Annotated in this window: 16 protein-coding genes; 6 read left to right on the top strand and 10 right to left on the bottom strand. The window is 69.9% G+C overall.

What is annotated here, in order from left to right; genetic code table 11:
- Positions 1-65 precede the first annotated feature (65 nt).
- Positions 66-2,405 carry an arylsulfatase gene (locus QRN40_RS08360; RefSeq protein WP_285115114.1) on the top strand — a complete coding sequence of 780 codons (2,340 nt, stop codon included), beginning with the start codon at positions 66-68 and terminating at the stop codon, positions 2,403-2,405.
- 7 nt (positions 2,406-2,412) lie between these two features.
- Here QRN40_RS08360 and QRN40_RS08355 read toward each other — a convergent pair whose 3' ends face one another.
- A complete protein-coding gene (locus QRN40_RS08355; protein WP_285115113.1) occupies positions 2,413-3,489 on the bottom strand; it encodes a hypothetical protein in 1,077 nt (358 codons plus the stop codon).
- Positions 3,490-3,577: 88 nt separating this feature from the next.
- On the opposite strand from QRN40_RS08355, the gene QRN40_RS08350 reads away from it, so the two are divergent.
- A complete protein-coding gene (locus tag QRN40_RS08350; protein ID WP_285115112.1) occupies positions 3,578-4,030 on the top strand; it encodes a MarR family winged helix-turn-helix transcriptional regulator in 453 nt (150 codons plus the stop codon).
- A 244-nt stretch (positions 4,031-4,274) separates the two neighbouring features.
- Here the strand turns inward: QRN40_RS08350 and QRN40_RS08345 are convergent, their stop codons facing one another.
- Positions 4,275-6,146: an alkyl/aryl-sulfatase gene (locus QRN40_RS08345; RefSeq protein ID WP_285115111.1), complete on the bottom strand. Its 1,872-nt coding sequence runs from the start codon at positions 6,144-6,146 to the stop codon at positions 4,275-4,277.
- A gap of 59 nt (positions 6,147-6,205) precedes the next feature.
- A complete protein-coding gene (locus QRN40_RS08340) occupies positions 6,206-6,790 on the bottom strand; it encodes a TetR/AcrR family transcriptional regulator (protein WP_285115110.1) in 585 nt (194 codons plus the stop codon).
- A gap of 87 nt (positions 6,791-6,877) precedes the next feature.
- On the opposite strand from QRN40_RS08340, the gene QRN40_RS08335 reads away from it, so the two are divergent.
- A complete protein-coding gene (locus tag QRN40_RS08335) occupies positions 6,878-7,771 on the top strand; it encodes an aldo/keto reductase (protein ID WP_285115109.1) in 894 nt (297 codons plus the stop codon).
- Positions 7,772-7,882: 111 nt separating this feature from the next.
- On the opposite strand, the gene QRN40_RS08330 is transcribed toward QRN40_RS08335, so the two are convergent.
- Positions 7,883-9,031: a lactonase family protein gene (locus tag QRN40_RS08330; RefSeq protein WP_285115108.1), complete on the bottom strand. Its 1,149-nt coding sequence runs from the start codon at positions 9,029-9,031 to the stop codon at positions 7,883-7,885.
- A gap of 171 nt (positions 9,032-9,202) precedes the next feature.
- Here QRN40_RS08330 and QRN40_RS08325 point away from each other — a divergent pair, with 171 nt between their 5' ends.
- Positions 9,203-9,868, top strand: a complete 666-nt coding sequence (locus QRN40_RS08325; protein ID WP_285115105.1) for a sigma-70 family RNA polymerase sigma factor — start codon at positions 9,203-9,205, stop codon at positions 9,866-9,868.
- Entirely contained in the window at positions 9,865-10,074 is a 210-nt protein-coding gene (locus tag QRN40_RS08320; RefSeq protein WP_285115104.1) for a hypothetical protein, read from the top strand. The genes QRN40_RS08325 and QRN40_RS08320 overlap by 4 nt, the downstream gene beginning before the upstream one ends.
- 6 nt (positions 10,075-10,080) lie before the next feature.
- On the opposite strand, the gene QRN40_RS08315 is transcribed toward QRN40_RS08320, so the two are convergent.
- Genes QRN40_RS08315 through QRN40_RS08305 form a run of 3 tightly spaced genes read right to left on the bottom strand, consistent with a single transcriptional unit; the run spans position 10,081 to position 12,265 of the window.
- Positions 10,081-10,524 (bottom strand): hypothetical protein, encoded by a 444-nt coding sequence (locus QRN40_RS08315; RefSeq protein WP_285115103.1) that lies wholly within the window; start codon positions 10,522-10,524, stop codon positions 10,081-10,083.
- Complete coding sequence (locus tag QRN40_RS08310) at positions 10,521-11,045, bottom strand: hypothetical protein (RefSeq protein ID WP_285115102.1); 525 nt, start codon at positions 11,043-11,045, stop codon at positions 10,521-10,523. Before QRN40_RS08310 ends, QRN40_RS08315 begins: the two co-directional genes overlap by 4 nt.
- A gap of 59 nt (positions 11,046-11,104) precedes the next feature.
- Positions 11,105-12,265 carry an FAD-dependent oxidoreductase gene (locus tag QRN40_RS08305; protein ID WP_285115101.1) on the bottom strand — a complete coding sequence of 387 codons (1,161 nt, stop codon included), beginning with the start codon at positions 12,263-12,265 and terminating at the stop codon, positions 11,105-11,107.
- A gap of 64 nt (positions 12,266-12,329) precedes the next feature.
- On the opposite strand from QRN40_RS08305, the gene QRN40_RS08300 reads away from it, so the two are divergent.
- The gene (locus QRN40_RS08300; protein ID WP_285115100.1) at positions 12,330-13,130 is read left to right on the top strand and encodes a class I SAM-dependent methyltransferase; all 801 of its coding nucleotides are present in this window, start codon (positions 12,330-12,332) and stop codon (positions 13,128-13,130) included.
- A 7-nt stretch (positions 13,131-13,137) separates the two neighbouring features.
- On the opposite strand, the gene QRN40_RS08295 is transcribed toward QRN40_RS08300, so the two are convergent.
- The 3 genes from QRN40_RS08295 to QRN40_RS08285 are packed head-to-tail and all read right to left on the bottom strand — an operon-like array spanning position 13,138 to position 15,137.
- Complete coding sequence (locus QRN40_RS08295; RefSeq protein ID WP_285115099.1) at positions 13,138-13,713, bottom strand: mismatch-specific DNA-glycosylase; 576 nt, start codon at positions 13,711-13,713, stop codon at positions 13,138-13,140.
- Complete coding sequence (locus QRN40_RS08290; RefSeq protein ID WP_285115098.1) at positions 13,685-14,611, bottom strand: alpha/beta hydrolase; 927 nt, start codon at positions 14,609-14,611, stop codon at positions 13,685-13,687. Before QRN40_RS08290 ends, QRN40_RS08295 begins: the two co-directional genes overlap by 29 nt.
- Before the next feature lie 7 nt (positions 14,612-14,618).
- Positions 14,619-15,137 carry a beta-class carbonic anhydrase gene (locus tag QRN40_RS08285; RefSeq protein ID WP_285115097.1) on the bottom strand — a complete coding sequence of 173 codons (519 nt, stop codon included), beginning with the start codon at positions 15,135-15,137 and terminating at the stop codon, positions 14,619-14,621.
- Between the last annotated feature and the right edge of the window lie 4 nt (positions 15,138-15,141).

The raw sequence follows: 15,141 nt of genomic DNA, 5'->3' as shown, positions 1-15,141 counted from the left end.
ACGCACGCGGGCCAGCGGCGTTAGCCTCCCGCGTACACGGGTCCGAGCCGACCGAGGGGGTCACGATGACGCGGGAGTTCCGGGGCAAGATCGAGTTGGATGTGCGGGACTCGACGCCCGACTGGGAGGCGTTCCTCCCACCGAAGACGCCGGAGGGCGCGCCCAACGTGCTGCTAGTGCTCTACGACGACACCGGACAGGCCGCGTGGTCACCGTACGGCGGTCGCATCCAGATGCCCACGATGGAGCGCCTCGCCGCCAACGGGCTCACCTACACGCAGTGGCACACGACCGCTCTGTGCTCGCCGACACGGTCGACCCTGCTGACCGGGCGCAACCATCACTCCAACGGCTTCGCCACGATCTCCGAATCGTCGACCGGCTTCCCGGGCTACAACTCCCACATCCCGCCTACCAACGCGACCATGGCGAACGTCCTCCGTGACGCCGGCTGGGCGACCTTCTGGGTCGGAAAGAACCACAACGTCCCGATCGACGAGTGGACCGCGGGCGCCTCCAAGAAGAACTGGCCGCTCGCTCAGGGTTTCGACCGCTTCTACGGTTTCATCGGCGGCGAGACCAACAACTGGTTCCCGTCGCTCGCCGAGGACAACCACTACATCGACCAGCCGTACCTCCCCGAGCAGGGCTACCACCTCTCGAAGGATCTCGCCGACCAGGCGCTCCACATGCTGCGGGATGTGCGGCAGACCGAGCCGGGCAAGCCCTGGTACCTCTGGTTCTGCCCGGGAGCGAACCACGCGCCGCACCATGCGCCCCAGGAGTACATCGACAAGTACAAGGGCGTCTTCGACGACGGCTACGAGGCGTATCGGGAGTGGGTGCTCCCGCGCATGATCGAGCGCGGCCTCCTGCCGGAGGGGACCGAGCTGACCGAGATCAACCCGATGCCGCCCGGGACCTTCACCCAGACCGACGAGGTGCGGCCCTGGGACACCCTCGACGATGAGGAGAAGGCACTCTTCAGCCGGATGGCAGAGGTCTACGCGGGCTTCTCGGAGTACACCGACGCGCAGGTCGGCCGGATCATCGACTACCTGGAGGAGTCCGGTCGGCTCGAGAACACCCTCGTCATCTACTGCGCCGACAACGGGGCCTCCGGCGAGGGCAGCCCCAACGGCTCCGTCAACGAAGGCAAGGTGTTCGGCGGGTATCCGGACGATCTCGAGCAGAACCTGAGCATGAAGGACCGGCTCGGATCCCCGGACACCTACAACCACTACCCGACGGGATGGGCGACGGCGTTCTCGACCCCGTACCGGATGTTCAAGCGCTACACCTACCAGGGCGGCGTGTGCGATCCGCTCGTCATCTCGTGGCCGAAGGGCATCGCCGCACGCGGCGAGGTGCGCAACCAGTACCACCACTCCACCGACATCGTCGCGACGATCCTCGACGTCTGCGGCGTCGAGATGCCGGATACGTACGCGGGCGTCGAGCAGCGCCCGCTCGACGGCGTCCCGATGACCTACAGTTTCGAGACGGACGGAGCGACCACCAAGGAGACGCAGTACTACGAGATGCTCGGCAGCCGCGGCATCTGGCACGACGGCTGGAAGGCGGTCGCGGAGCACGGGCCGACCAGCGGGATGAGCGGCTTCGACCGCGACGTGTGGCAGCTGTTCCACACCGACGTCGACCGGTCGGAGGCGCACGACCTCGCAGCCGAGCATCCCGACAAGGTGGAAGAGCTGAAGGCCCTCTGGCTCGAGGAGGCGAAACGCAACTTCGTCCTCCCGCTCAACGACCTGCAGATCATCGGCAATGCCAAGGACTTCGAGACGTTCATCGGCATGGAGTTCAAGGTGCCGGTGCCGCCGAGCGGCCAGTACACCTACTATCCGGGAACGAGCGAGGTCCCGGAGCGCTCGGCCGCGAACACGCACGGAGTCTCGTACAAGGTGCTCGCGGAGGTGGAGACGACGGCCGACGCCCAGGGGGTGATCTTCGCCCACGGCTCGCGGTTCGGCGGGCACTCGCTGTTCCTGAAGGATGGCCGGGTGACGTACGTCTACAACTTCCTCGGCATCCCACCGGAGAACGTCATCTCGGCGCCGGTCCCGGAACCCGGGCGGCACATCCTCGGAGTCTCGTTCACCAAGGAGCGCACGGGCGACTACCGGGAGGCGATCGGCCCGCTGGCCCTCTACATCGACGACGAGAAGGTGGCGGAACAGGAGATCCGGACGGTGCTCGGGCACTTCTCGCTGTGCGGCGAGGGACTCTGCATCGGCTACGACGGCGGAGACGCGGTCTCGGACGCGTACGGCGGCTCGCGGTTCGACTTCACGGGCGGCGAGATCGTCAAGGTCGTGTTCGACATCGCCGACGACGCCTATGTGGATGTGGAGGGGCACCTGGCTGCGGCCATGGCGCGGGACTGACCCGCCGTCAAGCGGCGACGACCGCGGCCTCCTCGTCCGCCGTGGCGGCGACGGTGTCGTCCGCCGCGCGCCGGCGACGGACGGTGAGCAGGTGGCCCAGCCCGATCAGGCCGAGACCGGCGGTCGCCCAGAGCGCCAGCCGCAGGCCGTCGAAGCCGAACGCCTGGCCCGGGAAGTAGGTGAGCGCTCGCACGGCGTCGAGCCACGCGGCACCGTTCCAGAAGGTGTTGAGCCCCGCGAAGAACGCCGGCTGCAGGTCCTGCGGGAAGATACCGCCGCAGCTGGTCACGTTGAGCATGACGAACAGCAGCGTCAGGGCGGGCGTGGTCCAGCGGCCGAGGAACGGGTGCAGTCCGACGCCGATGGTGATGATGCCGAACGTGTAGAGGGAGGCGAGCAGCCAGATGCTCCACTCATTGCCGTTCAGCACGTGGAACAGCGGCCCGGCGACGACGGAACCGATGCCGGCGACGACGAGGGCGGTGGCCGCCGAGACGGCGATGCGCCACCCGACCGCCAGCTTGGCCGTCACCGCGGCGAGCGCGATGGCGCTCGAGTAGCCGCCGACGCTGAGGGCGACCATGAGGAAGAACAGTCCCTGCCCGGTGCCGTCGTCGGTCGGGACGGGGTGCACGTCGTCAATCGTCACGGGCAGGTGCTGCTGATAGGCGACCGGCAGGAAGAGCTTCTCGGCCGCCGACGACTGCGTCTCGGACGCGGCGGTGGAGACGAAGATCGTGGCGTGCGTGGCGTCGGCCTGGTACGCAGCGGCGAGCTTCTGGTCGGTCAGCTGCCGCTTCGCCTCGGCCGCCGTCTTCACCGTCGTCACGTCGAGCTCCGCCGGGGCGGAGTCGTTGAGGGTCTGCGCGAACACCTGCGCGGCCGGGCCCTCGCCGACGATGGCGACGGGAATGTCGTGCGGCTGTGGCGCGTGAAAGGCGCCCAAGTACGCCAGCGCCATCCCGCCCGCGAGGAACAGCGGGATGAGGAGGTGGGAGCCCAGCGACTTCCAGAAGGCGGCGGCGGGCCAGAAGCGCGGGCGGGCGATGCTCGGCGGTACGGGTGCGATGCGGTGAGTCGACATGCGGTGGTGGGATCCTCTCGAAGTTGCGTAGTGCAACATACGGGAACGCGTTGCACTCTGCAACTCGGCGGGCGGTAGACTGCGGCCGATGATCAGGGACGGGCGCGACGCATCCATCGACCGGGTCCAGCGCGAGCTGACCACGGTCGGGCGCCGCGGCACGGCCCGCATCCGCCGCGAGAACGAGGCGATCTCGGCGGTCGACCGGTCACTCCTCGCCTACATCCGCAGTCACCCGGGATGCCGGGCGGTGGAGATCGCGGCGCACTTCCAGCTCAATCGCTCGACGGTCTCCCGCCAGCTCGGCGCACTGCTCGACCACGGACTGGTCACCGCGGCGGGGACCGCTGCGCCGTCCACCGGACGGGGCGTCGCCCTCCACCTCACCCCCGAGGGCGAAAGCGTGCTCACCTCGGCCGCGGAACTGCTGCACCGGGACATGACCGAACGGTTCGCCGAGTGGACGGAGGAGGAGATCGAGCAGTTCGCCCGCCTCCTCGAACGGTACAACGGCAACGCTGGGAACTCCGTCGAACACTGATTTGTGAAGGCGCTCGCCCGGTCGTTCTACCGTGTCACCCGCGAACCCAGGATCAGGCGGCAGGTGAGCATGCGGAACGAGCGACCGGTTACTTGTCTTGGACGGTCGCGTACCAGAGGGTCGGCGCGGCCGGGTCACCGTAGAACTCCTGCTCTGTGTCCGCGTACTGCGCTTGAGGCGCGCCCCGGGCTTTTCTCCTGCCACTCGGGCTTGGGCGCCTCTTGGGGGGCGAGAGTTCGGCCTTCTATGGCAGAACGATGTTGAAGTCCGGGTCGCCCGGCTCGAGCACGCCGGTGAGCGTGGCGAGCACGCCGCCGTCACCGTCAACCGTGAGTCCTTCGGCTGACGTGTCGCCTCCGAGCAGTGCGAGGAATCGAGGTTTGGTGAGCGTGAGGTGCAGCTGTGCTTCGCCGGTCGGTTCCTTCTCGGTGTAGATCAGGGCGCCGTTGCTCAGGGCGACGTTGAAGCTGCGATGCAGGTCGCTGAACGTGATGTCCAGGGACAGGTCGAGGTCCCACGCTTTCGGCCCGTTGACGGTGATGGCGATCGAGTCCAGTAGCTGCTCCGGGGTGAGCTGGGCGAGCACCGCCGGAGCCGAGGCGGTGGTCGGTGTCCCGAAGTTTCCGTCGCGGAGCTCGGTCGCTCCGGAGAGGAAGAAGTTGCGCCAGGTGGCGTTCTCGGAGCCGTAGGCGAGCTGCTCGAGCGTGTCCGCGTACAGGCCTTTGGCCGACGCATTGTCGGGTTCGGCGAACACGGCGTGGTCGAGAAGGGTCGCGGCCCAGCGGTAGTCGCCTTCGTCATACGCATCCTGCGCGAGCTCGACCACTCGATCAGTACCGCCGAGCGCTTTCACGTAACGTTCGGCCTGCTGCTTCGGCGGGTGCGGCCACAGTCGGGCGGGGTTGCCGTCGAACCAGCCGAGGTAGCGCTGGTAGATCGCCTTCACGTTGTGGGAGACGGAGCCGTAGTAGCCGTGCGTGCTCCACTCCTTCTCCAGCGACGGCGGGAGGGTGATCTCCTCGGCGATCTCCGCGCCGGTGAGTCCCTGGTTCAGAAGCCGCAGGGTCTGGTCGTGGAGGTATCCGTAGAGGTCGCGCTGCACCCGCAGGAAATGCAGGATGTTGTCCTTGCCCCAGGTGGGCCAGTGGTGGGAGGTGAAGAGGACGTCGGCCTTGTCGCCGTAGCGTTCGATCGCTTCGTTCAGGTACCGCGACCACTCATGGGGGTCCCGGACGAGAGCGCCGCGCAGAGTGAGCAGGTTGTGAAGGTTGTGAGTGGCGTTCTCTGCCATGCAGAGGGCGTTGTAGCGGGGCACGTAGAAGTGCATCTCGGACGGCGCCTCGGTGTTCGGCGCCATCTGGAACTCGATGTCCACGCCGTCGATCGTGTGCGTCTCACCGGTCGCGCCGACGTCGAGCGAGGGCACCAGCAGGGTCGTCTCACCGGTGGAGAGGGTGAGTCCGAGGCCCGCGCCGACCTGTCCCTTGGGGCTGCGGTCCAGCACTGCCCCGTACATGTACCCGGCGCGGCGGGCCATCGCGGTTCCGGCGTAGACGTTCTCGGAGATCGCGTGCTCCAGGAAGCCGGACGGGGCGATCACCTGCACGCGGCCCTCGGTGACATCCTCAGCGCTGATGATACCGAGCACGCCTCCGAAGTGGTCCAGGTGGCTGTGCGTGAAGATCACCGCGTGAATCGGCCGGTCGCCGCGGTGCTTGCGGTACAAGGAGAGCGCGGCAGCACCGGTCTCCTTCGTCAGCAGCGGGTCGACGATGATCACGCCCGTGTCGCCCTCGATGAACGACATCACCGACAGATCCAGGCCGCGTACCTGGTAGAGGCCGTCAGCGACCTCGAACAGGCCGTTCTTCAGCACCAGCTTGCCTTGCCGCCACAGGCTGGGGTTCACCGATTCCGGTGCGTCCCCGTCCAGGAAGGCGAAAGTCGAAGCATCCCACACGACGTCGCCGGCTTCGTTCTGGATCGCCGAGTCATCGAGAGACCCGAGCCATCCTCGCTCGGCGTTGTCGAAGTCGGTCGTGTCATCGAACGGGAGATGCTCGCTCAGTGTGCGATGCGCTTCACGGACTGAACCTGACGGGTCGTTCTGCTGCATTCTCATCCCCTTCGTCGGAGTGTCGTTGCCGCAAGTCTCGCCGCGCGGCGGGCGACCGTCTAGAGACGAAAGACGCGGCTGGGCGCGATCAGTCCGGCCAGCAGCAGGTCCATCAGGCGCGAGGCTTGCTCGCGCTGGGATGCGTCGGGGCACGTGACGCAGATGCCGACGAGCGCCACCACGATGTCCTCGCCCCGGATGTCAGTGCGGAGCTCTCCGCTCTCGATCCCTGCCTCGACCAGCACCTGCGTGGCTTCGGCCAGGCGCGCCCGCGACCTGTCCGCGGTCACCGTGCCGCCGCGGACAAGGGACCAGACCGCGTCCCCCATCGCACGCTTCATGTCGAACCGGCGGGCGAACCGATCCATCCACAGCCGGAGCGCCTCCACGGGAGGGTGGGTCCGCAGCAGCTCGGAGGCGGCGACGGCGACCTGCTCCAGCTCGTCCTCGTACACGGCCGCCGCCAGCGCCTCCCGGTTCGGGAAGTGCCGGTACAGCGTGCCGACCCCGACGCCGGCGGCCCGCGCGACCTGCTCGGGACCCGCCTCCCCCGACTCCTCGTAGAGCCGCCGCGCCGCAGCCAGGATCTTCGTCCGATTGCGCGCGGCGTCGGCGCGGAGGGCGGGCTTCTCGCTCGCGGACATTGACAACCGGAACCTCTTCCGTTTAGCTGGGCCCATGAAACGGAACAGATTCCGTTTGACCGATTCTCGCACGATGGAGGGGTCGACATGACCGTTCTCACACACCTCGCCGGAAAGCCGGTCCGCCGCGTCGGCTATGGCGCCATGCAACTCGGCGACGTGCACCGCCTCTCGATGAGCCACGCGGACGCCGTCGCGTTCCTCCGCGATGTCCTCGACCGCGGCGTGAACCACATCGACACCGCCGAGTTCTACGCGGCGGGTGCGATCAACCGCGCGATCGGCGACGCGATCCGCGGGCGCACGGAAGACGTCGTGGTCGCCACCAAGATCGGCGCGGTGCACGACCCTGATGCCCACCTCCGCCCCACCCAGAAGCCGGAGGAGCTGCGGGAGAACGTGGAGGCCAACCTGCAGCAGCTCGGGCTCGACCGCATCGACCTCGTCTACCTCCGTCGCCTCGACGTCGCCCCCGGCATCGCGGCCTCAGGCGACCAGCTCGTCCCCCTCGAAGATCAACTCGCCGAACTCGCGGCACTCAGGGACGAAGGCAAGCTGGCCGCGATCGGGCTCAGCCACGTGAGCCGGGACCAGGTCGAGGCGGCGATCCCGATCGGGCTCGCCGCTGTTCAGAACGCGCACAGCCTCGTCGACGCATCCAGCGAGCCGGTGCTCGAACTCGTACGCGCGGAGTCGATCGCGTGGGCCCCTTACTTCCCGCTCGGAGGCGCCTTCCCGGGGATGCCGAAGGTGACCGAGCAGGACGCCGTGATCTCCGCGGCGTCCCAGGTAGGAGTGACGCCCTCGCAGCTCGGACTCGCCTGGCTGCTGGGTCAGTACGAGGGCACGTTGCTCATCCCCGGGACCAAGAACGCCGACCACCTCGCCGAGAACATCGCAGCGGGCGAGCTGGTGCTACCGCCGGAGGTGATGGAGGCGCTTCGCCCCGTCGCAGATGCCGCCCGCGCCGCCGAGCGCTAGAAGCGCGGCGCGAGCAGTGAAACGTGGACCCGATCCCGGAAGCAACGCCAGCCGCGCGCCGAATGCCCCGCGCGCCGACCGACCGGGCCGGCGCGCGGAGCGACCCGTCCGTCAGAGCGCGGCGATCCCCTCCCCGCCGACGGCGCCCGGCACGACGACCGAGCCGACGCTCGTCAGGCTGCCGTCCGGGTTCACGCGGAACTCGTCGACGCCTCCGTTTCCGCCGGTCTGCACGTACAGGAACCGTCCGTCGGACGAGGCTGCCGCATCCACCGTTCCCGGTCCGGTCGGGGTCGTGCCGACGGCCGTGAGCGTTCCGGCTCCCGGGTCCGCGTAGCCGGAGAGCGAGGCGCTGCCGGCGTTGGATGCGTAGAGCAGCGCGCCGTCGCGGGCGATCCAGCAGGTGGCCGCCTGACCGGTCGCGGCTGCGGCGATCGGCGTGAGGGTGCCGCTCGGCGCGATCGTGAAGGTCGCGACGGAGTTGGTGCCCGCCTCCGCGATCACGAGGTGTCCTCCCGCGTCGTACGTCACCGCGAACGGCACGGCGCCGGACAGCACGTTCGATACCGGATGCTGCGAGAGCCCGCCCAGCCTGTCCACTCCGAACACGTCGACGGCGCTTCCGTTCGCCTTCGTGGTGACCACCAGCTTCGAACCGTCAGGGGTGAAGGCGACCTGTCCCGGCGTGTGCGTGAACTCGGGTGTCAGCGACGGGTCGAGGCCCAGGGGCCGGTTCCAGACGGGGACCCGGACGAGGAAGTCGGCGACGCGCACGTATCCCTGCACCGATCCTCCATTGCGCGCGTTGAGCACGTACACGAGACCTCCGTGCGTGGTCACGCTCACCGGGAACGCCCCTCCGGAGCCGATGACCTGGCGCCGGATCAGGTGGTCGCCGTGCACCGCGAACACCGTGACGGTGTTGCTGCCGGCGTTCACCGCATACAGCAGGCCCCGGTCATAGACGAGCGAGCCCTGAGAGGCGAGGTGATCCACGACGGACCCGGTGAGGACGCCGCCGAGGCCGCCGGTCGGGTACGTCCCGGCGGGGTTCAGCGACCCGCCGGGGCCACGGTCGTAGGCGACGACGGCGTTGCCGTTCACCCCGTCGGTCTGCACGAAGACGGCGGACGACGCGCGGCCGCCGAAGTCGGGTGACGCGTCGGACGGGGATGGCGCAGCCAGCGCGGGGGCGGCGAAGAGCGCGGTCGCGGCGACGGCGGCCGCCGACGCGAGGGCGAGACGAAGTGCGGTTCTCATGGTTCTCCTTCGGTCCTTCGATGGACGGCGCCGGAGCGGCACCGGATGCCGAGCGCGCCGTTCAAACGGGCGCTCGACCGGTTAGTGGCCGCTCGCCTCGGATCCTTACCGAATCGCGATGAAAACCGACACGGAACCTCGGTGCGATCTTCGCGCCGTAGCATCGACCCCATGAGTGTCGGCGACGAGGTGCCCGAGTTCCGGCGCCCGTCGCTCGATGCACCAACGGATACCGACGGGTGGCGGCGCGCACTCACCTCCGGTGGGGCCGTCCAGCGATCTGCCGAGGGGCACCTCTACGCGCTGCTGCTCCGGGTAGCCCGCGGCGAGGTCCGGCGGCGCGCGCCGTCGCTGCCCTTCTCCGGCCCCGAACTCGACGACATCGCGCACCAGGCCGCCGGGGATGCCGTCGTCGGCATCCTGAGGAGGTTGCACGAGTTCCGCGGCGACAGCCGGTTCACCACCTGGGCCTACACGTTCGCGATCTTCGAGGTCTCGTCGAAGGTCGGCCGCCACTTCTGGCAGCAGCCCACGGTGTCGCTGGACGCGTCCGGGTGGGACCGCCTCCCCGACCGCCTGGGCATCTCGCCCGAGGAAGCGGGCGCGGCACGCGACCTCCTCGCTGCACTGCAGGAGGCCATCGACACCCTGCTCACCCGGCGACAGCGGGAGGTGCTGCTCGAGGTGGTGGTCCGGGGCGTTCCGCTGGATGCTCTCGCCGTCGCGCGCAAGACCACTCGCGGCGCCCTCTACAAGACACTCTTCGACGCCAGACGGAAGTTACGGGGCTACCTTGTCACTCATCATTATCTGGACGACGACGAGGGGGTGACATGAGCGCTCACGACCGGCTCCGCCGGTTCCTGGACACCGAGGCGGCCGACGCCGGCTGTGCGAAGACGATGTCGCTCATGCACGTCTTCGCCGACCTCGCCCTCACCGGAGCGGACCCCGGCGCCCGCTACCCCGACGTCGCGGTGCACCTCGCGCACTGCGCGGCGTGCGGGGAGGACTACCGCGGGCTGCTCGCCGCCCTGCAGTGAGGGGAGTCAGCGGATGGTGATGTCGACCGCATAGCCGGCGCACGATCCGTACCCCTCCTCGGCACACCGGTCGAAGGGGCTGCCGGTCACCACGATGACGGCGTCGCCGGCCGGAAACGACTCGGGGATGACGACCCTCGTCAAGAACCGTCCGCTCGGTTCCACCTCCACCACGGTCGGAGGTGACGCGAGCTGCCGGTGCATGACCTTCACCGAATAGGTGTGGCCGCGCTCGTAGCCGAGGTCGCATCGCGCCGGCCCGCTCGCGAGCGTGACGCTGCCGCCGGCAGCGACCACCGCAGGGTCGACGGACAGCCGGCCCGGGAGACAGGCGTGCGGGGAGAGGAAACTCGAGCCGGTGCACCCCGCGAGTGCGAGCGCCAGAGCCAGAGCCGGCGCGGCGACCGAGACACGGAGCAGCGCGACCACCGATCCCGGTCGGACCGTCATCCGGCCGGGCCCGGCTCCAGCGGAGCGACGGTGAGGGTTCCCGACCCGAAGGGGAACGGGAAGAACACGGTTCCCGGGGTGGTCGGCTGGGGCGTCGCCGCGAACCAGAGGATCGAGACGGCCGCCGACACGACGACGATGGCCACGACCACGATGGCGCCCCGATTGAGGCGGCGGAGGGCCGTCTCGACGTCGACCGCGCGTGCCGCGCGTGAGAACGCGACGATGACGGTCAGCGCGATCGCCAGGTACACCACCGGACTGGGATGCAGAGCGAGGGTGATGCATTGCGGCGCCGTATCGGTGGGGGTGCCGGACGCATCGACGAAGCCGTCAGTGCCGAAGCCGCCGGGGCAGGCACCCTTCGACGCGTTCACCATCGAGTAGACGAGAGCGGCGCCGAGGGCCCAGAGGATGAGCGTCCTCGCACGCCGGAGCAGCGGCGGCCCGGCATCCGCTCGGTCCGGGCCCCTGTCTGCTGCCACGGTCGTGGCCGACCCCGCCCCCGGATCCATCGTCATCGGCTCCCCCGTCCTTCGACGAGCCTATGGTTGCACAGCCGATATCGAGAACAGAAGGGCTACGGCCCGGCCGCGGCCTCCGCGTCGGGTGCCGCCACCGCCAGCCGGAACCGCGGGGCTGCCCGCTCGCCGTGCAGGGCGAGCCGCGCGAGGACGTCACCCAGCGCGGGCCCGAACTTGAAGCCGTGGCCGGAGAAGCCGGTCGCGACGACGACCGGGCCGACACGGTCGAGGACGAAGTCCTCCTGCTCGGTGCTGTCGTAGAGGCAACTGATGGCGGCGGGGAGGGAGGCGTCGACGCCGGGCACCCAGCGGGCCACGTAGTCCTGCAGGTCGCGCAGCCGGGACGGGTCGATGGTGCGGTCGCGGTGGTCGGGGTCGACGGCCGGGCCGTACCCGTGAAAGCCGACCTTGACGCCTTCGCCCGGGGTCAGCAGGCCGTACGCGCTCGGAACCGAGCCGTCGATGGGATGGTGCACGAAGCTCGGCCACACGCTCTCGTCGTCCGCCGCTCCCGGGAGGAGCGGGAAGTGGGCGGGCTGCTCCTCGGTCACCGTCACCGGCGGGAGGGATGCGCCTCGCGCTTCCAGCAAGGACCCGACGAGGCCGGGGGTCCAGGATCCGGCCGCGACGATCACCCGGTCGGCGGTGTGGGTGCCGTCGGAGGCCGTCACCACGACGCGCTCGTCGCCGTCCACGTCGCCGTCCACGTCGACTCCGGAGACCCGCGTCCCGAAGCGCAGCTCCGCGCCGGCGGCCTCGGCGGCAGCGAGCAGCGCATCCACCGCCGCGTCCGCGTGCAGGCGCCCGCCGCCCGGGCTGAAGAGCACGTGGTCCCCGAACCGCAGGCCGGGCCAGCGGGCCTCCGCCTCGGCGGCGGTGAGCCACTCGCAGGGAAGGTCCGCCGCATCCTGCGCCTGCGCGATCGTCTTCAGCACCGCGAGGTCGCCGTGGTCGACAGCGCCGGTCGCGTCCAGCAGCGGGCGGCCGCTCACCCGCTCCAGGTGCTTCCAGCCCTGCAGCGCCCGGACGGACAGCTCCACGTAGTCGGCCTCGGCGTACCCGTGCCGGAAGATGCGTGTCGCACCGTGGGACGATCCGCGGTCGTGGCCGCGCTCGAACGCCTCGACCAGCAGCACGGATGCGCCCTCACGCGCCAGCGACCAGGCCGCCGCAGCGCCGACCACGCCGGCGCCGATGACGATCACGCGGGTGGGCATGCCGCCCACCCTAGCGGCAGAACCGAGCGTTCCCGGATCGACGCCCGCGCAGTAGCCTCGCACCGTGAAAGACGACGCCACGCGCTTCTCGGGCTCGATCCCCGAGCACTACGACGCCGGCCTCGGGCCGGTGCTCTTCCGTCACTACGCCGACGTGCTCGGCCGGACCGTCGCCCTGACGCATCCGCGCCGGGTCCTGGAGGCGGCAGCGGGCACCGGCATCTCGTCGGCGGCGATCCTCGAGCACAACCCCGGCGTCGAGCTCGTCGTGACCGACCTCAACGACGCGATGCTGCAGGTCGCTCGCCGGAAGCTGCCGCCGGAGACCCGCATCCAGGTCGCCAATGCACAGGAACTGCCGTTCGAGGACGCGAGCTTCGACGCGGTGGCGTGCCAGTACGGGATCATGTTCCTGCCGGACCCGGGCGCCGCCTTCCGTGAAGCGCGCCGAGTGCTCGCGCCCGGCGGCGTGTTCGTGTTCAGCGTCTGGGACAGCCACGCGAAGAACCGGTTCGCCGCCATCACCGACGGGCTCCTGAAGGAGACCTTCCCCGACGACCCGCCGACCTTCTATCGCGTGCCGTTCTCCATGAGCGCCGTCGACCCGCTGCGCGACCTCGCACAGGAGTCCGGCTTCGGGGAGCTCATCGTCGATGTGCTCCCGTACGATTCGCCCGTCGCCTCCTGGGCGGACTTCGCGGACGGGGTGATCGCGGGCAACCCCGTCTCCGAGCAGGTGCGCGCGCGCTCCGGCGACGTGGATGCGCTCATCGCCGAGGTCGCCGCGCGCCTGGAGGCCGAGTACGGGCCCGCACCGACGACGATCCCGCTGCAGACGATCCTGTACCGCGCGTTCCCACGATGACGCGAGGCTAGCGCGGGTACGGTTCGATCCCCGCGGCGACGGCGACCTCGCGGTACGCCGCAGCGAGGTCGTCCTGCGACGCGTGCGCGTTGAGGCCGCTGGGATTGGGAGCCACCCAGAGCTGGGAACGCCCCCACTCCTCCGGCTGACGGCCGACCACTGCGCGGGGCCGGTCGAAGGCGACGCGGTAGGCCGTGATGCCGAGGAAGGCGACCACGTTCGGCGCGAGCTCCGCAACGCGCTCGCGGAGTGCCGCTCCGCCCTCCCTGAGCTGAACGGGCGTGAGCTCGTCCGCCCGCGCGGTCGCCTGCGGCACGATGCACGTGATGCCGATCCCGCGCTCCTTCAGTTGACGAACGTCGGCCGGGTCGAAGCCCTCCGACGCGTCGATGACGTGGTCGGTGATCCCGGCCAGGTACAGGGCTTTGTAGAAGCGGTTGCCTCTCCGTGCGAAGTGCGCCTGCACGGCGACGGTCAGGAGGCCGGGGTTGATGCCGACGATGAGCAGGCGCGTCGGCTCGGCGATGAGGTCGGGCAGCGTCCTCCCGGTGAACTCACGCAGCTCCGCGCGGCTGTACGTCATGCGTCCACTCTCGCAGGAACCTCCCCGCGCGTTCCACGGCGTCCGCGGCCTCCGGCGTGCCGGCGTTCAACTGGTACACGTGCGGGAGTCCCTCCCCGATCTCCAGGGCCACGTCGACTCCCGCTCGGGTCGCCGTCTCCACCAGCCGCTGCGCGTCGCTCAGGAGCAGGTCGGCGGTCCCCACCTGGATCAGCAGCGGCGGCAGGCCGTCGAGCGGCGCGAACAGCGGGGAGGCCAGGGGCGTCGTCGGGTCTGCCCCGTCCAGGTAGTCGGCGGCCAGCGTGCGGAGAAGCGCGGGCGACGAGATGGGGTCCTGGTCGACGCGCTCGCTCATCGAGGCACCGGAGCTGGTCAGGTCGACCGTCGGGGACATCAGCACGGCCGCCGCCGGCAGCGGGCCACCCGCGTCACGGGTCGCCACGAGCAGCGAGACCGACAGCCCTCCGCCCGCCGAGTCGCCGGCCACGGCGAGCGCGGACGCGGCATGACCTTGGCTTTCGAGCAGCCAGGCGTACGCAGCCCGGACGTCGTCGAGTGCCGCCGGAAACGGGTGCTCCGGCGCGAGCCGGTACTCCACGAAGAGGACGCGCATCCCGGCCGCCCGCCCCATCCGAGCCGCCAGTTCGCCATCGCTGGCCAGAGAGCCGAGCTGGAAGCCGCCGCCGTGCAGGAAGAGCAGGATGCGTCCCGCGTCGGCCCCCGGAGCGTCGAGCCAATACGCCCTCACGCCACCGGCGCTGACCTCGGTCACCCGGACGTCGTCCGGGATGGGGTGCCGTGCGTCCGCCGGTGTGAAGCCGGCCCGCAGCTCCTCGAGCGGCGGCTCGGATGCATCGGCGGCCGCCGCCTGACGCTGTCTCAGCGTGGCGAGCACCGCATCCATCTCCCGGCTGGGCATGCGCTGGTCAGCCGACGGTCGACGACTCGGGCTGCACTTCGCTCAACCGGCCCGTGCCGACGTCGAAGAGGAACCCACGCACGGGGACGTCCGCCGCGATCCACGGGTGCGACCGCACCTTCAGCATCTGCTCGCGGGTGTTCTGCTCCGCGTCGGTGAACGTGTAGAAGGTGACGGGCGCGATCGGCGCGGAACCGGTCTCCGTGCGCAGACGCTGCGCGAGCTCATCGCCCGAGAACCGGGACAGCCCGCAGTCGTTGTGGTTGATGATCATGATCTCGCGGGTGCCGAGCATGCGCGTGGAGACGATGAGCGAGCGGATGGCGTCGTCGTCGATCACGGTCCCGACGTTGCGGATCAGGTCGACGTCGGCATCCGGCAGCCCCATCAGCTGCACGACCGCGGTGAGCCGGGGATCCGCGCAGGTCACGACCGCGATCCGCGGCGCCGGCGGTTTGCCGCGCTCGGAGTCGTAGCCGTCGGCGAGGGTGGCGTTCGCGCTGAGTGCGTCGTCGATGATGCTCATGGGT

The organism is Leifsonia sp. fls2-241-R2A-40a (assembly GCF_030209575.1).
Taxonomy (GTDB): Bacteria; Actinomycetota; Actinomycetes; order Actinomycetales; family Microbacteriaceae; genus Leifsonia.
The sequence above is the reverse complement of the archived record's forward strand: the minus strand, read 5'-3'. Positions and strand labels throughout refer to the sequence as shown.